Origin of the sequence: Neorhizobium huautlense (assembly GCF_030811685.1) — a bacterium.
Taxonomy (GTDB): Bacteria; Pseudomonadota; Alphaproteobacteria; order Rhizobiales; family Rhizobiaceae; genus Neorhizobium; species Neorhizobium huautlense_A.
Genome location: NZ_JAUSRF010000002.1, coordinates 79836 through 97433, shown reverse-complemented (window position 1 = coordinate 97433; position 17598 = coordinate 79836). Strand labels below are relative to the sequence as shown.

The window sequence follows — 17598 nt, the reverse complement described above, 5'->3', positions numbered from 1 at the left end:
GAAAGGGAAGCGCATGAAGCGGATCGATGAAAACGGCGGCCGGGCCGATGCAGCGGAAACGGCCCGGAAATCGAAACATACGGAAGACATTCCGCGCCCGATTTCGCAGCATGGCGTGATCGGCAACCTGAAAACCACCGCACTGGTTGCCACCGACGGCACGATCGATTTCCTCTGCTGGCCCGATCTCGACAGCGCAAGCGTTTTCTGCGCCCTGCTCGACCCGGAAAACGGCGGCGGTTTTGACCTTACCCCGGTCATTCCCGGTGCCCGCCCGATCCAGATGTATATCCCCGATACCAATGTCCTTCTGACGCGCTGGCTGGGTGAAACCGGCAGTGCCGAAATCGTCGACCTGATGCCGCTTCTGGCCCCGGATGGCGCGCTCAAGTGCCGCCTGATCCGTCGCCTGCGGGTCACGCGCGGCAAGGCGAAACTGAAGCTGAGATGCTGGCCTCGCACCGATTATGCCCGCAACGTGCCGACCGTCGAACAGGGAGACGGCTATGTCCTTTTCACTGACGGCAACGGTTTTGCCATGCGGCTGCAGACGGATATCGCGCTCGATATCGGCGATGGCGAAGTCACAGCGGAACTGGACCTCAAGTCCGGCGACCAGATCGATTTCGTGCTGGACGACATCACCGCAGACTATGCGAAGGACAAGCGCCTCTCAACCGACGACATCACAGCGCAGATCAAGGACACGATCAAATATTGGCAGCAATGGGCCGGCCATTCCAGCTATCGCGGTCGCTGGCGCGAGGCGGTCAACCGCTCGGCGCTGGCCCTGAAACTGCTGACCTCAAAGCAACACGGCTCGATCGCCGCCGCCGCAACCTTTGGCCTGCCGGAAGCGCCGGGCGGCAACCGCAACTGGGATTATCGCGCCAGCTGGATCCGCGACGCCTCCTTCACGGTCTATGCTCTGATGCGGCTCGGTTATCAGGAAGAGGCGACCGCCTTCACCAAATGGGTATCAGACCGCGCCGATATCTCCCACTGTGGCCGGCTGGAAATCATGTACAAGCTCGATGGCAGCCGCCAAGTGCAGGAGGCTGACCTCGAACATCTGGCCGGTTACGGCGGCGCCCAGCCGGTGCGCGCCGGCAACAGCGCCGCCACGCAATTGCAGCTCGATATCTACGGCGAACTGCTGGACTCGATCTATATCGCCAACAAATACGGCGAGGCCATTTCACATCGAGACTGGCTGGGCATCTGCGATGTCGTCGACCATGTCTGCGAGATCTGGCAGCAGCCGGATGCCGGCATATGGGAAATCCGCCGCGAGGACCGCGAGCACCTGCATTCGCGACTGATGTGCTGGGTGGCGGTGGATCGTGCCATCCGGTTGGCACAAAAACGTTCGCTTGCCGCCCCCTTCGGCCGCTGGATCGAGGCGCGCAACGCCATCAATGAAGATATCTGGCAGAATTTCTGGAATGACGAAAAAAAGCACTTTGTGAAGGCCAAGGGTTCGACGGAAGTGGACGGCGCCATATTGATGATGCCACTGGTGCGTTTCATCAGCGCCACCGATCCGGCATGGCTATCGACGCTCGACGTGATCGGCGAACAGCTGGCGGATGACAGCATGGTGATGCGCTACAAGGATGCCGACGGGCTGGACGGTGATGAAGGCGCGTTCGCCACCTGCTCCTTCTGGTATGTCGAATGCCTGGCCCGCGCCGGCCGCCTGCCGGAAGCCCGTTTCAATTTCGAAAAGCTGCTTCTGCTCGGCAATCATCTCGGGCTTTACGCGGAGGAGTTCGACTGCAAGGGCAATTTTCTGGGCAATTTCCCGCAAGCCTTTACCCATCTCGCGCTGATCAGCGCGGCGTTTTATCTCGATCGGGCGCTGGACGGGCGGTATGGGCAGTGGCGGGCGTGAGAAGCGCCGAAACGAAAACGGGGCGGGATGAAAACCCCGCCCTGCTGAAATCGAGATCGTCCGAACTTACCAAGTGAAGGTCAGCTTGCCCATGAAGGTTCTGCCGTCGCCATAAGCGCAACCGAAGGAGCCGCAGCTGGCGACATAGTTCTTGTCGGCAATGTTTTCGATATTGAGCGACGCCTTCATATTGTCCTTTTGGTAGTGAATGGACGCATCGAACAGGGCAAGGCTCGGCAGATCGAATGTGTTGGCCACATCGCTGTAGCGCTGGCCGAGATAACGGACACCACCGCCGAAGCCGAAGCCTTCCAGCGCTGTATCCGGCTGGAATGTATAATCCAGCCAAAGACTTGCCGAATGTTCCGGAAGGCGGGCCGGACGATTGCCGGCATTGATATCGCCGACGACTTCGCCGTCCGAGTAGGTGTAGGCAGCGCGCATGTCGAGGCCTTCGGCGAGGCTTGCCACACCTTCGACTTCAATTCCGCGCACCTTGACGCCACCGACCTGCTCATAAACCGTGATGCCGCCCACCGTGCTGGCAACGGCCACGTTTTTCTGGCGCAGATCAAAGGCGGCAATGCTGAAGAAGCCGTCGAAGCCGACCGGCTGATATTTGACGCCGACCTCGAACTGTTCGCCCGTTGTCGGCTTGAGCGGATTGCCGCCGACGTCGGTGACAGCCACTGGTTCGAACGACGTCGCGTAGCTTGCGTAAGGCGAAATGCCATTGTCGAACAGGTAGCTGAGGCCGGCACGGCCCGTCAGCTTGTGGTCATTCTGGTCAAGAGACGTGACACCGGGATTTTTCTGTTCGCCACTGACGCCGGACCAGTCCTGACGCAGACCCAAAGTCGCACGCCAGTTTTCGTACTTCAGTTCATCCTGGATGTAGAGACCGGCCTGCCACAGCTTTGAATCGACGTCGGAGCGATACCAGATGCTCTTCGGGAACGAGGTTCCGTAGACAGGATTCTGTGTGTTCAGCGGCGGCGCTGTTCCGAATTCCGTCAGCGTGTTGTTATCGAAATAACGCAGATCCAGCCCCATGACGACATCATGCGAAACACCACCGGTATCGAATTCGGCCTGGACGCGCGTGTCGAGATTATAGGTATTGAGATTTTCATCCTGATAGAGCGCGTTGCGGTTGAGCGTGATGCCATCGGCGTCGAGGCTGGAGTAGCTCAACGACTGATATTCCCAGCTCAGATTGGAATAGCGCATGTTCTGGTGGAACGACCACACCTCATCGAAGCGATGCTCGATCTCGTAACCGATGTTTACGACGGTTCGATCGGAATCGTCGAAGCTCGGATCGCCGACGGAAAAGTCACGCGGAAGCTTGTTTCCATAAAGCGACATCGATGCCGGCAGGTTGGACGGGGCATCCGGATTGTCATGCTGGATGCTGGTCAGCAATGTGATGCTGGTATCTTCATCCGGCTTCCAGGTGAATGCCGGTGCCAGGAAATAACGATCGTTCTGAAGATCATCGATCTGCTGTCCGCCGATGCGGCCAAAACCGGTAAGACGATAGGCAACATCTGACTCACCGATCCGGTCGCTGAAATCGAAGAAAGAACCAAAGGTGTCGTAGCTGCCACCCTGGATACCGACTTCGCGGAGCGGTTCGAACTGCGGACGCTTGGACACCATGTTGATCAGGCCGCCCGGATTTCCCTGACCGTAAAGCACGGAAGCCGGACCGCGCAGAACTTCAACACGCTCCATGCCGTAGATTTCGGTCGACGTCGCACCAAACGTGCGCATGATCTTCAGGCCATTCAGATATTGGCTTTGCCCGGCTTCAAAACCACGGATCAGCGGATTGTCGAAGCGACCATCGGCTCCGAACGCCTCTCCGACAACACCCGGCGTATATTCCAGTACTTCACCCAGTGTATCGGCACCCTGAGCTTCCACCTGGTCCTTCGTCACCACGGAGATCGACTGCTGCGTCTCGACGATCGGCGTGCCGGTCTTTGTCGCCGTCGCGCTGCTCTTGGCAACATAACCCTTTACCGGGCCCTTCGGGTTTTCCTGGCCATCAGCCTGCACGACGATCGGTGCAAGATTGGTCGTCGCGTCCTGCGCGGCAGCCGGCCAGGCTGCCATGATCGCGATCGCGGCGGCCGACGCCTTCATACCCGTGTTCAAAATTTTCGAATGCTTGCGCATTTGCACCCCTCAATGCCCTCACTGGCCTACTTTATAAGTTGAGCTGTTAACTCAAATTAGGGTTTGCGGATTGCCGCGATCGTTGAAAATTGAAGCTTCTTGGGCAAATTTGAACGGTATGAGCAAATGCCTGTGAAGGTGTTGCCAAAAGGGCAAACCAAACCGGATCACGCCGTCTGCGCCCGCTTCCAGCGCGCCGGCGTCGTGCCGATATGCTGTCGGAAAACCCGGGTGAAATGCGCCTGATCGGCAAAACCTGTCTCGGCGGCAATCGTTGTCAAAGCGTGGTCGGAACCGGTCAGCAGCGCCTTTGCCTTGTCCAGCCGCGCCTTCATCTGCCACTGGTGCGGCGCCATGCCGGTCGAAACCTTGAAGGAATGGCTGAAATGCGACTGCGACAGGCCGGTCAGCTCCGCCAGTTCCTCCAGCCGGATGCCGCGCAGGCAGTTGGCATCGATAAATTCCGTGGCACGGCGCAACTGCCATGGAGCAAGGGCGCTGCGTTTGCGGGTATTGGTCTTTTCGATCTTCAGCGCCGAGATGATCAGCGCCAGGCACAGGCTGTCGCCATAAAGATCATGCAGCGGCGTCGGATTGGAAATCTCGGCGGCGATGAGTTCCGCCAGCGACATGATGCCGGCATCCGCAAACAGCAGGTTGGCATGATTGAGCCGATCGGGATCGATCTCGTCCATCAATCGGCGACCGATGCTGTTTGCATCGAAATGCAGATCGAGATGGCGCAGCCGCTCGACACCCTGGATATCGACCCACAACTCCATCTCGGCGGGCACATATGAAATCGGACTGACCCGTCTGTCCTGCTGTCCACCGCCATCATTGGGTGAGCGTTTGATCATGGGGCGGCCGCTGCCGCTGTGATCGAGCAGAATGAAGAGACGCGGATCGCGGGCAACGTAATGACCGCCGGCATAGGCGCCGCATTCTACATCCCAGAGGTCGGCGACAATGCCGTTCCAGGCGCGACGATGCAGACTGCCGACGGCAAAGCCTTCGATCCTGTTCTGCATCCGTGGCTGGAATGTCATCGGCCTCTCGGGTGCCTCTTATTAAAAACCTTCATTTCTTTATCAAGTATTTGTCAGACTGGCAATCCGCGACGCCCGTACCATCACTTTCAAGGTCAGCAAGACCTGGTAAGTTGACATTTGCGGAAAGGTTTTGCAGGAAGCCTGGGCGGAAGGGAAATCACCCTTCCGCCCTTTCCGTATCCGCCCGGAGTTTTTGCGTGACCCAGAATTTTCTGTCCCTTTCCGGCATCAACTATTCGGCTACCGGCAAGGATATTTTGCACGATATCGATCTGTCGCTGGAGCCGGGCCATGTCTATGGCCTCGTGGGGCCGAACGGATCGGGCAAAAGCACGCTTCTTAAAATCATCGCCCGCCAGATCGGCGCCACCGCCGGCAATATCCTGTGGGACGGCAAGGCGACCGATGAATGGGGCAATCGTGAATTTGCCCGCCATCTCGCCTATATGCCGCAATTCACGCCGCAGACCGATGGCATGACGGTGCGCGAACTGGTGGCGCTCGGGCGTTTTCCCTGGCATGGCGCGCTCGGGCGTTTTTCCGATGCCGATCGCGCCAAGGTGGATGAAGCGCTGGAGCGCACCGATCTCATTCGTTTCGAGGACCGGCTGGTGGACAGCATGTCGGGTGGCGAACGCCAGCGTGCCTGGATCGCAATGATGCTGGCGCAGGATGCCCGTTGCATTCTGCTCGACGAGCCGACATCGGCGCTCGACCTTTCGCATCAGGCAAGCGTGCTCTCGCTGGTGCATGACCTCTGCCACGAGCGGAACCTGACCGTCATCGTCGTTCTGCACGATATCAACCTCGCCGCCCGTTATTGCGACCACATGGTGGCGCTCGGCAACGGCCGCGTCATTGCGCGTGGAAAACCGTCCGAGATCGTCCGCTCCGACATGCTGCAGGACATCTTTGGTATCGGCATGGGCGTGTTCATGCATCCGGTTCGCCAGGAACCGGTCAGCTATCTTCTTTAAGGTGCCGGCCATGCCCACCTCACCTGTTTCAACTCCGAAGGATGCGCGCCCATGACCATGATGCCCATGGCTGAACGTTTTACCCTCTCCGGCACCGCCATCCCTGCCGATCCGCAGCGCATGCTGGAGGAGATCTGCGAACATTTTGTCGAGCATGCCGATGTGCATCGCCGCGAGAACGGCGCGAAACTGATTACCATCATCGGCAATGCCGATATCGATATCGTCGACAACAAGCTCGCCATCGAAATCGATTGCCCGGCCCAGAAATTCATCGTGTCGGCCCGCAGCATGATTGCCGAACATCTGTTTGAATTTGCCGGCGATGAACCGCTGGAACTGATCTGGGCGGAAGAACCGAACCCGGATGCGCTGCCGAGTTTTCGCGAGGCAACCGTGGTCGAGACGACGGAGATCACGCCGCATATGCGCCGCGTGACGGTCTCCTGCCGCAATGTCGAGCAGTTCATCGGTGTCGGCCTGCATGTGCGCCTGCTGATCCCGCAGCATAATGGCCCTGTGGTCTGGCCCAGCATGCGCCCGGATGGCCGCGTGGCATGGCCGGATGAAAAGGATATCGCCGTGCGCATCTATACGATCCGCAGCGTCGATCGCGAGCGCGGCCAGCTGGATATCGATTTCGTGCTGCATGAGGGCGATGGCGAACCGATGCCGGGTGCTGAGTTTGCCGTTTCGGCCAAGCCGGGCGATGTGATCGGCATCATGGGTCCGGGTGGCGATGGCGTGGCGCATGCCCGCTCGATCATTCTGGCCGGTGACGAAGCCGCCCTGCCCGCGATTGCCCGCATGGTGGCGGAAGCGCCAAAAACCTCGACGATCCGCGTTTTTATCGAGATCGACAATGCTGCGGAAGAACAGCAGCTTGCCTCCCCGGCGACGCTCGAAATCAACTGGCTGCACCGCAATGGCGGCAAGGCCGGCACGATGCGTCTATTGGAAGCCCGCGTGAAGGAAGCCGCCGAGGCAGCACCCGAAGGCACCTATATCTGGGGCGGCTGCGAAAAGACCGAGGCCCGCGCCATCCGTGATTTTCTGAAAAATCGCGGTCACGACCGCAAGCGGATGAGCATCAGCGCCTATTGGCAGAAGCCGAAGGTGAGGGCCTGACGGTCGTCAGGGCAGGCTAAACACGCCTGCCCTGCCACTGCCGGACCCGAAATCCGGCACATCATAAGAAGCAACAAGCCGCAAACTATCCTGTGGCAGATGGGCACGAAAAGGATCGCCGATCAGGACGGTTTTGCCCGCCGCCCGGCAAGCCTGTAGCCACGGCAACATCTTTTCAGCCGTCTCACGATCATAAAACAGATCGCCGACCAGAACGATATCGGCCTGTGGCAGCGGACCGCCGATCAGATCACCTTCCGCAAGATCGATATCGACCTCGTTCAACGCCGCATTGAGCCGGGTCGCGGCAAGCGCGTTGGCATCGATATCCGACGCCGTGACACGCACGGCACCGGCCTTTGCCGCCGCGATGCCGACCACACCCGAACCGCAACCGAGATCGAGCACCCGCCTGCCCCGCACCGTCTCGGGAAAATCCAGCACATGCCGCGCCAGAACCGTGCCGCCGGCCCAGCCATAAGCCCAGTAAGGCGGCTCGCCCTCATCCCCGATCAGCAGACTCAAACGACTGCCGGGATGCGCCGCATAAAGAGAGATTTCCGGCAAGAACCGCGCCGGTTCGACGCGCAGGTTTGTGCGAATGAAATCCTCGGCAAAAGCACTCATGTCAGTGCCGGCCTGACCTCGCTCTCAAAGGACTTGAGTGCCGCCGCAATCGCCTGATGCATGTCGAGATAACGATAGGTGCCGAGCCGTCCACCGAAGATCACACCCTTTTCCTGTTCGGCCAGCGTCTTGTAGGCAAGGTAGGTGCGTTTGTCTTCGACTGTGTCGATCGGGTAATAGGGCTCGTCGGCGCGCGTCGCAAAGCGCGAAAACTCTTTCACGATCACCGTCTTTTCGCTCTGGTAATTGCGCTCGGGATTGAAATGGCGGAATTCGAGGATGCGGGTATAAGGCACGTCCTCGTCGGCATAGTTCATCACCGCCGTGCCCTGGAAATCGCCGACGGATAACACTTCCTGCGCAAAATCGACCGTGCGCCATTTCAATTCGCCGGCGCGATAATCGAAATAACGGTCGATCGGGCCGGTATAAACGACGGGAACGCCTTCGGGGATCTGCGCCTTCACATCGAAATAATCGGTGCCGAGCCGGGTTTCGATCAGCGGATTGCCCAGCATGCGCTCGAAAATCGCGGTGTAACCATCGACAGGCAGGCCCTCGTAAGGGTCGTTGAAATAACGGTTGTCGAATGTGTAGCGCACCGGCAGGCGAGTGATGATGCTTTCCGGCAGTTCACGCGGATCGGTCTGCCACTGTTTTGCCGTGTAACCCCGAATAAAAGCTTCGTAGAGCGGACGGCCGATCAGCGAGATCGCCTTTTCCTCGAGGTTTTGCGGCTCTCGGCCGTTCAGTTCGGCCGCCTGTTCCGCCACCAGCGCCCGCGCCTCATCAGGGCTGAAATGCCTGCCGAAAAACTGGCAGATCGTGCCGAGATTGATCGGCATCGCATAAACCTGTCCCTTGTGGGCGGAGAAGACCCGGTGGCGATAATCGGTGAACTGAGTGAAACGGTTGAGATAATCCCACACGACACGGTTCGGCGTGTGGAACAGGTGGGCACCGTATTTGTGCACCTCGATGCCGGTTTCGCGGTCGTTCTCGCTATAGGCATTGCCGCCGATATGGTGGCGGCGATCGATCAGCAAAACGCGCTTGCCAAGCTCGTTCGCCACCCGCTCGGCAATGGTGGCACCGAAAAAACCGGCACCGACGATGATGATGTCGTGGTTCGAAAAACTCATATACCCGCCCGCCTTTATCGGCATCGACCATAAGGGCGGACAGGCGCATGGCAAAGCCACTCTTGTCGCTTCCAAGAATCCATGAACAGAAAACCCGCCGCCACATGAGGTGGCGACGGGTCCGGATGTCGGCGGTTCAGCAATGATCAGCTGAAGACAAAATAGTCGTGATGCTGCTGCAGGGCGGATATCGTCGACTGCTTGATCAGGATCGAGTTCTGGTCGTTGAAGGTGATCAGAACGTCATTGCCCTGTTGGCTCATGTTCAGGTCATCGAAGCTCGCTGCCCAGCTGCTGTCGATATCGATGTAATCAGGACCGCTGGCATCGTTGTTGAAGTTGAACACCGTGTCCTTGCCACCTTCATAGAGCATCTTTCCGTCGCTGGTGGTGCGGAAGTAGAAGGTGTCGTTGCCCGCACCACCATCCAGCGTCTGGCCGTTGGCATAGGCATAGAGATCGTGGCGGCCGTCGGTATGGGTAATGTCCCGCGACAGGATCGTACCGCTGGCGCTCATATGGTCGCTCCAGATCTGGCCCGTGCCATCCTGCTTGTAGGCATGCACGACACGCGAGCCATCGGCCTCGATCTCCGAATTGTAGAGAAGCGTGCCCTTGGCATCATAGGTGCTGACGTCCTTCGATCCGTCGGCAAAACGCTGCTCCTTGTAATCGTAGGAGCCATCCTCATGGAAACGCGCGATCAGCAGGATCTTGCCGCTCGCATCGGTGGACTGATGCTCGGTGACATAGGTCTTGCCGGTGACGTTATAGGCCCAGTTGTCCATCGTGCCGTCAGCATTCAGAATGTTCTGCTTCATCAACTCGCCGCCGACATAGGTTTTGTTCGTCGCGCTGCCGTCGGTGTTGAGCACGTAATCGGTCAGCATCACGCCGGCCTTGTCATAGGTCGTCGTCTGCTTGTCGCCGAGGTGGCCAACATAGGTGTAACCGGTGCGGATACCGTCCGTGTAGGTGGTCGTGAACAGGTCGCCATCCGGCTCCTTGACCATTTTCGAGACCATGTCACCGCTGGCCACATCGTATTTCAGCGTCGTGTTGGTGCCGTCGGGCGCCACCGTCACGTCGTTCTGAAGTCTGCCGGCGGTGTCGTAATACATGTATTCGCGCGTACCATCGGTCGAGCGCACCTCGCGGTAATCATAGGTGCCGTCGGTGTGTAGCCGTTCGATCAGCAGGATATTGCCGGCCGCATCGTTCTTCTGGTGCACGGTCACATAGGTCTGGCCGGTGATGTTATAGGTCCAGTTGTCCAGCGTGCCGTCGACATTCTGGGTGTTCACCTTGGTCAGCACACCGCCGACATAGGTCTTGTTCGTCGCGCTGCCATCGGCATTGGCGATGTAGTCCGTCAGCATGGTGCCGGTTTTGGCATCATAGGTGATGGTCTGCTTCCAGCCCTCATGGCTGGTGGCGACGTAAAGCGTGCGCACACCGTTGACATAGGTGCTGGTGAACAGGTCGCCATCTGGCTCCTTGACCATTTTCGAAATCACGGCTCCGCTGGACGGATCGTATTTGAACGTGGTGTTGGTGCCGTCGGCCGCCACCTGCACATCGTTCAGCACACGGCCGGCCGTATCGTAATAGAGATACTGCTTGGCGCCATCGGCGCTACGGATTTCGCGGTAATCATAGGTGCCATCCGCATGCAGGCGCTCGATCAGCGTGACATTTCCATTGGCATCACTCTTCTGGTGGATGGTCACATAGGTCTGGCCGGTGATGTTGTAGTTCCAGCTGTCATAGGTGCCATCGGCATTCTGGGTGTTTTCCTTGGTCAGCACGCCGCCGACATAGGTCTTGTTGACGGCACTGCCATCGGCATTGAGCTTGTAATCGACTAGAATGACACCGGTCTTGGCATCATAGGTGATCTGCTGCTTCCAGCCTTCATGGCTGGTGACGGCATAAAGCGTGCGCACGCCATTGACATATTGCGAGGTGAAGATGTCGCCGTCGGTTTCCTTGACGACCTTGGAAATCACCTGCTCGGTGGCCGGATCATAGGTAAAGGTCGTACTGGTGCCATCTGACGCCACCTGCACATCGGTCACCAGCTTGCCGGCGGTATTGTAATAGAAAAACTCCTTCGAACCGTCAGGCGCGCGAACCTCGCGGTATTCATAGGTACCATCGGCACGCAGACGCTCGATCAGCGTGATATTGCCGGCCGCATCATTCTTCTGGTGAATGGTCTCATAGGCCTGGCCCTTGATGTTGTATGACCAGTTGTCAAAGGTGCCATCGGCGTTCTTGGTGTTCAGCTTGGTCAGCACGCCATCGACATAGGTCTTGTTGGAGGCACTGCCATTGGCCTGCAAGACATAATCGGTCAGCATCTCGCCGGTCGTGGGGTCATAGGTGATCTGCTGTTTCCAGCCTTCATGACTGGTGACGGCGTAAACCGTGCGCACGCCGTTGGTATATTGGGTGGTAAAAATATCGCCATCGGCCTCCTTCACCATCTTGGTGAGGAGATTGCCGGTTACAGGATCATAGATCAGCGTCGTGTTGGTGCCATCAGGCGTCACTGTCACATCGTTCACCAGCTTGCCGGCGGCATCGTAATACATGTACTCCCTGGTACCGTCGGCGGAACGGATTTCGCGGTAATTGAACGAGCCGTCCTCATGAAGACGCTCTAGCAGGGTGAGATTACCGTTCACATCGAACTTCTGATGGATCGTGGCAAAGTCCTGACCCTTGATGTAATAATTCCAGGTCTCGTGCGAACCGTCAGTGTAATACATCACCTTGCTGACCGGGATGCCGCCATCGATGCCATAATCCGTCGTCAGCGTCAGTTTGCCGGCTGAATCGAACTCCTGCACTTTCGTCCACTGCGCTTCGCCGTAAGTCACGGAGAAGGAGAAACCGCTCTGCACCTTGGAAAGCAGCGCGCCGTAATTGGCGATCATGTAGGCCATGGTCTCGACAGAAGAGACGGCAAGCACATTGCCATCCGTCAGCGTCACGGTTTCGAGGCCCTGCGCATCATCGAGCTTGTGCATCTGCGAGACGAAATCGGCAGCCGTCATGGTGAGATCGGCATCGACCGTGGTGACCGGTTCATGCACGGCCTCGGGCGCGCCGACCTCGATGATGAGAGGGCTGTCGCTGAGCGGGATCGTGAACTCGCTGACATTCTGATAGACGGCAATCGGCGTCAGGCCCTGCATCGGATCATAAACGCGGATGATGCTTTCGACACGGCCGAGATTGACGGTAACGGTCTGGGGTGGATTGACGATATCCGTATCGGTGATGTCGTTGAAGACCAGTGCATCCCGCCAGACGACCAGATCATAGACGTCACCCGACTTTTCCATCAGCATCGTGTGAGTGTCGGCAGGCTGGCCGGTCAGCGTGAAATCGACATCGAGCACGCCATCAGCCGTGCCGTCATCGCCAAAGCCGAGAATGGTCGTGAGATTGTGCAGCGCAATCGCTGCCTCCTTCGGTGTGCCATCCTGCTCGAACAGGCCGAAATAGACTTCCTTTTCGCCACGCGGCCGGCTCGCCTCGTTGTCGAACAGTTCGTAGATATAGGTTTCCGACGCACCGTTTTCGTAAGACAGCAGCAGGTCCGACAGCAGCAGCTTTGCCTGGGCGGTTTGGGTCGTGCCGATGCCGGGCTCGGTCTTAAGCGTCGTGTGGCCCGTTTCGGTGACGATCAGGCGGTCACCGATAGAGGCGCCCTGGGCGAGACCCAGCGTATATTCCACCTGCCCGTCGGCCACCTTGCCGGTATGGGTGTAGGTGTGGGCGTTGGCCGCATCGGAATAGTCACCGAGATCACCAAGCTTGGCGTAATCGGCGAGATTGTCGTAGGCGAGGCTGAGATTGATAACGGTCACGCCATCCAGTTCCGGTTCGGCGCGGATTGCCGTGTAAAGCGCTTTCTGGAAGGCGATGGCCGCATCGAGACCGACCTCGCCGTTGAACGTGACGCTGTTGACATTGGCCTCGTTGACACCCTCAACCGCAATGACGGAGCCGGGATGTTTTGCCATGAATGCCTTGAGGCCGGCGATATGGCCCTCGATGCCCTCGTCGCCCTTGGCCGGCAGCGTGTAGGTCACCCGGAAATCGAACTGTATGCCGGCATCCGCCAGGGCATCGATGATTGGCGAGGCCTTGCCATGTTCGGCAAAGGAATCGCGCACCTTGCCGATCCCGAGATATTCGAGGCTCTCGACGATCAGGCTCGAATTCTTGTAGCCGTCGCTATAGGTGGATCCCTTGGTGTTGATACCAATGGAGTTCACGAAAGTGGAAGCACTGACCACTGTATGATTTTCCGACATCATTCATCCCCGTTCGATAAATTAGTGAAACATCAACTGCTGAATTGCCCCTTTTGGGATTGGGTTGCATCTTAACGACCGGACCCTGATCGCTTTTCGGACACTTGCGCGCCGCGAAAACGGAAAACGTACCGCATGGGTACGCGGCAGCAGCCGGGGACACGACCATGCGGTCCCGCGCAGCTTTTGCCCAAATCTGCCGGCCCAAAGCCGGGACGCGATGCACCCTTGGATGCGGATCGCGGTCGCCCTCCCCGGTAAATCTGCCGGCAGCACGGAACTCTTTAATGGTCCGCTTGTTCTGCTCCGGCTCGGCCGGCCTTGCGCCGCCGAAATCATCACCACCCGATTGAAAATCGGGAGTAAAAAGTCTTACTTAATTGAAATATCTACTGAAAAATCTGTACTATTATGTTTTGCGAGCTCCACCAGAACCGGTGTCGCCCCTATTTCGAAACTCTTGTCACCGGCGAGAGGCTCGGAGGCGCACAAGGCCTGCGCCTTTGCCACCTCGCCCGCCGGTATCGACATATCGGCCCGGATTTCCGCCCGCGTCGTCCATGCCGCCAGTCGTGTCGCCTTGCCGTCATCCATGGCCAGTACAAAAACGTCCGGCATCGGACGGCTCAGGTGAAAAGCCTTGGCCTGTTTCACCAGACGGATGACCTCGCGCACGGCGCAGGCTGCCGGCTTCGGTTTGTAATCGTAATCGAAGAGACCGAAATTGGCCTCCAGATCGTTTGCGTCGCGGCCCTGATCCTTCAACTGGTAGACCCAGGCACCCTTCATCCAGGGTGTCGCGGCCGACCACAACAGAAACTGCGCGATATTGTCGGCCTGCGCCCGTGTGCTGATCACGCAGGGCTTCTTGGCCGTCGGCCATCCGAATTCCGTGACCGAGATCGGAACCTGTTTGCCGTCTTTCTCAGACAGCATTTTCTGCAGGTCTTCCAGCCGATCGACCAGTTCGGTCGCATTGCGTTTGGTCTCGTCCGGCTCGCAGTGGTTATACATGTGCACCGACAGACCGGCGGGGGTCATTACGGCACCATCATCGACCACGGCCTTCGTCCACTGCCAGCCTTCATCGACACCCACGGCACCGACCAGAAGCGGCGCGCCGGGTGCTGCCTCGGCAACCGCCGGAATGGTGGCTTTCGCCAGTGCCGAATAGAACTTTGCTGCGCGCGGATCATCCGGTTTTCCGGGCCCGACCAGAAACGGCAACGAAAAACGCGCCGTCAGGTTCCATTCGTTCCAGATTTCGTAGATCGGATCGAACGGTTCGGCGGCGGCGGCGGCCCGCGCGGCAAAATCGGCAAAGGCCTTGCGCCCTGCCTCGGTGAGCGGTGGATCGCCTTCCTTGACCTGCGGATTGCCATGGCCGAGGATCAGCAGCGGTCGCGCCGGCCGCAATTTCATGAAATCGAAAAGCTGTTTTGGTTCTGGCCTGCCCTGTTTCGCACCCGGCTGATCGAAGGCCGGCCAAGCCAGATCATCACGATAGGAGCCAAAGCCCATATCCCTGATGAGTGCGGCGGTTTTTCCCGCCACGTAATTATACTCGCCACCAATGCCGAAATGCACGCCAACGCCGATGGTGAGAGGCTCCGGCCGGGCAACAAGATCGGCCCGGTCGAAGGAAACGGAAGCGCTGTCGGCAGAGAATACGACACCCGACTGAAGCATCAGCATGGCTGTTACCGCTATGCAGGCTTTCGCCACTGTCTTCCGCATCCAGCGCTCCTTAAAGCCGTCAGATCAGCGTCAGGCGAGAGCCTGCTACACCGATCTTCCGGCAAAAGTGTGACGGTATCACGAATTTTTAGCTGTAAAATTCCTTATACCATTCCGCAAACCGGCGCACCCCGTAATCGAGATCAATTTCCGGTTTGAATTTCGTGAGCGCCACCAGCAGATCCGGCGAAGCAAAGGTGCGTGGCACATCGCCCTTCTGCATCGGCAGCATGTTGCGGATCGCCGGCTTGCCCATGGCTTCCTCGATCGTCTCGACAAAGCGCATCAGCTCGACCGGTTGGCCACCGCCGATATTGACGACGCGGAACGGCGCATGCGCAGATAGCGTGTCGGTGACGCCATCGGAAACGACGCGGTTTTCTTCGCAAGGCGGCACCGCCATAAGCCGGACGATACCCTCGACGAGGTCATCGATATAGGTGAAGTCGCGGCTCATCTTGCCTTCGCCGTAGATATCGATCGGGCGATCGTTGCGGATGGCATCGACGAACTTGAACAGCGCCATGTCCGGACGGCCCCATGGACCATAGACCGTGAAGAAGCGGAAGGCGGTGGTGGGCACCTTGAACAGATGCGCATAGCTGTGCGCCATCAGCTCCATCGACTTCTTGGTCGCGGCATAGATGGTCATCTGCTCGTCGGCCTTGTCGCTTTCGGCAAACGGGATCTTTTCGTTGGCGCCGTAGACGGAGGAAGTCGATGCCAGAAGCAGATGCTTCGGCTGGATCTGGCGGGCAAGCTCGATGATGTTGAACGAGCCGACAAGGTTGGAATCCACGTAGGAACGCGGGTTTTCAAGGCTGTAACGCACGCCGGCCTGGGCGGCGAGGTGAACGATCACGTCCGGTTCGGCAAGCTCGGCGGCCTTGTCCAGCGCATCCTTGTCTTCCAGCTGCGCGACAACCGCCTTGAAGCCGTTGGAACGGGCAAGGATCTCGTGGCGCTTTTCCTTGAGCTTGGTGTCGTAATATTGCGTCATGCCGTCGAAACCGACGACAAAATGGCCCTCGTCGAGCAGCCGCTTGGCCAGGTGGAAACCGATAAAGCCCGCAGTGCCGGTAATGAGATAGCGCATGTTTACCCTTTCGCGCGATGTGGGGCCAAAACGACCCCCACCAGGTTGATCTGGCTGCCGCCGCAATGGGTCGTCTGACGGACAGCTAAAACGTACATCAATGATTCAAGCCCTGTCTACCGCAATGCAGCAAAATATGCGCAATTGTCATCTTTCGAGGAGGCGATCATGGCGCCACCCCGATGGTTTTGGAGAACTTGAAGAGGAAGATGGCACGGGCGATGGCGACAAGGATCGCCGTTGCGAGTGCCGCAATGCCGGTGCCGGCAAACCCGAAAATCTCGATCATGGCAAAGGCCATCGCCACCGACAGGATGACGCCGAGAAGGTTGATCGTGGCGTAATGATTGTCCTTTTTCATGCTGGTCAGGCCGACATTCAAGAGATCCGAGCAGGAGCGGATGACGGCGGCGAGCAGCAGCATGATGAAGATCGAGCGATATTCGGTGACATCCTTCATATCGAGAAAATGGATGAGGATTTCGCTGGCGACAAAGACGCCCGCCCCCAGCACCACCGAAAGCGCCGCCACCTTGATGAACTGGTTCTTCATGATGTGCTTCCACTCGGAAGCCGAGCCGGCATTATAGGCCTTGAACAGGACAGGCAGCGCCAGTTGCACCACGGCGGTGGTCATCAGCGTCTGCAGCGCATTGGTGAGCGACCAGTAGAACGTATAGACACCCGTCAGCGTCAGGCCGAGCATGAAGGATACGATGTAACGGTCGGCATAAACCAGACCGACAAGTCCGAGATCGCTGAAATAGATGAACCAGGATTTTTTCAGTCGGCCCCTGATCCACTCGCCTTCGAACGGCGCCTTGGCAATCTCGCCCAGCGGCCATTTGCGGATCAGCCAGTAAAGCACGGCGAACACCACGACATAGCTCAAAATCCAGCTGGCAAACACGGCTTCGAGACTGCGCAGCTCCGGCAACCACAGGCCCAATCCGACAATGACCGGCACCCACAAGGCGGAACGGATGAACACCAGAATATTGGCCTGCAAAGCCATTTCCATGGCGATCATCGGCACATGCAGGTCGAGCGCATAGGTTTCCAGCCAGACCAAAGCGATGATGAGAATGTAGATGGCAGTGAGCGGATAACCGGTGGCAAAGGCCAGTCCGATGGCCAGTAGCGTCGCCAGCGTCAGCGAAATGGTCGTCACCACCAACCGCGTCTTGATTTTTGCCGCAGCCGTCACGACCGGCACGCCGACCGCGTCGCGGGCGACGAAATAGTTCAGCCCCCAGCCGATGAGGGCCGGCATGATGCCGACGGCGCCGAGCGTCAGGCCATAGATACCGGCCGCCTCGTATCCTAAATATTTGACGATGTAGAAGGTGAGCAGGAAGCGAAAGACCAGCGTCGAGGCGCGCAGGCCAAGGTTCGCAAAACTGTTCAGCTTCTTCAGAATTCGCATCGAT

11 protein-coding genes are annotated in these 17598 nt (G+C 58.4%); 3 read left to right on the top strand and 8 right to left on the bottom strand.

Annotated features, from left to right (window positions below):
• Nucleotides 1-13 precede the first annotated feature (13 nt).
• Nucleotides 14-1894 carry a glycoside hydrolase family 15 protein gene (locus tag J2T09_RS03065; protein ID WP_306830969.1) on the top strand — a complete coding sequence of 627 codons (1881 nt, stop codon included), beginning with the start codon at nucleotides 14-16 and terminating at the stop codon, nucleotides 1892-1894.
• A gap of 66 nt (nucleotides 1895-1960) precedes the next feature.
• Here J2T09_RS03065 and J2T09_RS03060 read toward each other — a convergent pair whose 3' ends face one another.
• Together J2T09_RS03060 and J2T09_RS03055 are read right to left on the bottom strand one after the other, a co-directional pair.
• Nucleotides 1961-4078: a TonB-dependent siderophore receptor gene (locus J2T09_RS03060; protein ID WP_306830966.1), complete on the bottom strand. Its 2118-nt coding sequence runs from the start codon at nucleotides 4076-4078 to the stop codon at nucleotides 1961-1963.
• 167 nt (nucleotides 4079-4245) lie between these two features.
• The gene (locus tag J2T09_RS03055) at nucleotides 4246-5127 is read right to left on the bottom strand and encodes a helix-turn-helix domain-containing protein (protein ID WP_306830964.1); all 882 of its coding nucleotides are present in this window, start codon (nucleotides 5125-5127) and stop codon (nucleotides 4246-4248) included.
• A 200-nt stretch (nucleotides 5128-5327) separates the two neighbouring features.
• On the opposite strand from J2T09_RS03055, the gene J2T09_RS03050 reads away from it, so the two are divergent.
• A complete protein-coding gene (locus J2T09_RS03050; RefSeq protein WP_306830963.1) occupies nucleotides 5328-6107 on the top strand; it encodes an ABC transporter ATP-binding protein in 780 nt (259 codons plus the stop codon).
• 51 nt (nucleotides 6108-6158) lie between these two features.
• Nucleotides 6159-7235, top strand: coding sequence for a siderophore-interacting protein (locus tag J2T09_RS03045; protein ID WP_306830961.1), 1077 nt, complete (start codon nucleotides 6159-6161; stop codon nucleotides 7233-7235).
• 6 nt (nucleotides 7236-7241) lie between these two features.
• Here J2T09_RS03045 and J2T09_RS03040 read toward each other — a convergent pair whose 3' ends face one another.
• The 6 genes from J2T09_RS03040 to J2T09_RS03015 form a co-directional block, all read right to left on the bottom strand.
• A complete protein-coding gene (locus J2T09_RS03040; RefSeq protein ID WP_306830958.1) occupies nucleotides 7242-7862 on the bottom strand; it encodes a class I SAM-dependent methyltransferase in 621 nt (206 codons plus the stop codon).
• A complete protein-coding gene (gene glf / locus J2T09_RS03035) occupies nucleotides 7859-9004 on the bottom strand; it encodes a UDP-galactopyranose mutase (protein WP_306830955.1) in 1146 nt (381 codons plus the stop codon). Before glf ends, J2T09_RS03040 begins: the two co-directional genes overlap by 4 nt.
• Before the next feature lie 146 nt (nucleotides 9005-9150).
• Nucleotides 9151-13335: a hypothetical protein gene (locus J2T09_RS03030; protein WP_306830953.1), complete on the bottom strand. Its 4185-nt coding sequence runs from the start codon at nucleotides 13333-13335 to the stop codon at nucleotides 9151-9153.
• Nucleotides 13336-13707: 372 nt separating this feature from the next.
• Nucleotides 13708-15072 (bottom strand): hypothetical protein, encoded by a 1365-nt coding sequence (locus J2T09_RS03025; protein WP_306830952.1) that lies wholly within the window; start codon nucleotides 15070-15072, stop codon nucleotides 13708-13710.
• A gap of 88 nt (nucleotides 15073-15160) precedes the next feature.
• Nucleotides 15161-16168: an NAD-dependent epimerase gene (locus J2T09_RS03020; protein WP_306830950.1), complete on the bottom strand. Its 1008-nt coding sequence runs from the start codon at nucleotides 16166-16168 to the stop codon at nucleotides 15161-15163.
• Between the two features lie 166 nt (nucleotides 16169-16334).
• Nucleotides 16335-17594, bottom strand: a complete 1260-nt coding sequence (locus J2T09_RS03015) for a hypothetical protein (RefSeq protein WP_306830948.1) — start codon at nucleotides 17592-17594, stop codon at nucleotides 16335-16337.
• Nucleotides 17595-17598: the final 4 nt, after the last annotated feature.

Bases quoted from the DNA above. Each gene is read 5' to 3' on its own strand.
- J2T09_RS03065 (WP_306830969.1), top strand. From the start codon at position 14: ATGAAGCGGATCGATGAAAACGGCGGCCGGGCCGATGCAGCGGAAACG.
- J2T09_RS03060 (WP_306830966.1), bottom strand. From the start codon at position 4,078: ATGCGCAAGCATTCGAAAATTTTGAACACGGGTATGAAGGCGTCGGCC.
- J2T09_RS03055 (WP_306830964.1), bottom strand. From the start codon at position 5,127: ATGACATTCCAGCCACGGATGCAGAACAGGATCGAAGGCTTTGCCGTC.
- J2T09_RS03045 (WP_306830961.1), top strand. From the start codon at position 6,159: ATGACCATGATGCCCATGGCTGAACGTTTTACCCTCTCCGGCACCGCC.
- J2T09_RS03040 (WP_306830958.1), bottom strand. From the start codon at position 7,862: ATGAGTGCTTTTGCCGAGGATTTCATTCGCACAAACCTGCGCGTCGAA.
- glf (WP_306830955.1), bottom strand. From the start codon at position 9,004: ATGAGTTTTTCGAACCACGACATCATCATCGTCGGTGCCGGTTTTTTC.
- J2T09_RS03030 (WP_306830953.1), bottom strand. From the start codon at position 13,335: ATGTCGGAAAATCATACAGTGGTCAGTGCTTCCACTTTCGTGAACTCC.
- J2T09_RS03025 (WP_306830952.1), bottom strand. From the start codon at position 15,072: ATGCGGAAGACAGTGGCGAAAGCCTGCATAGCGGTAACAGCCATGCTG.
- J2T09_RS03020 (WP_306830950.1), bottom strand. From the start codon at position 16,168: ATGCGCTATCTCATTACCGGCACTGCGGGCTTTATCGGTTTCCACCTG.
- J2T09_RS03015 (WP_306830948.1), bottom strand. From the start codon at position 17,594: ATGCGAATTCTGAAGAAGCTGAACAGTTTTGCGAACCTTGGCCTGCGC.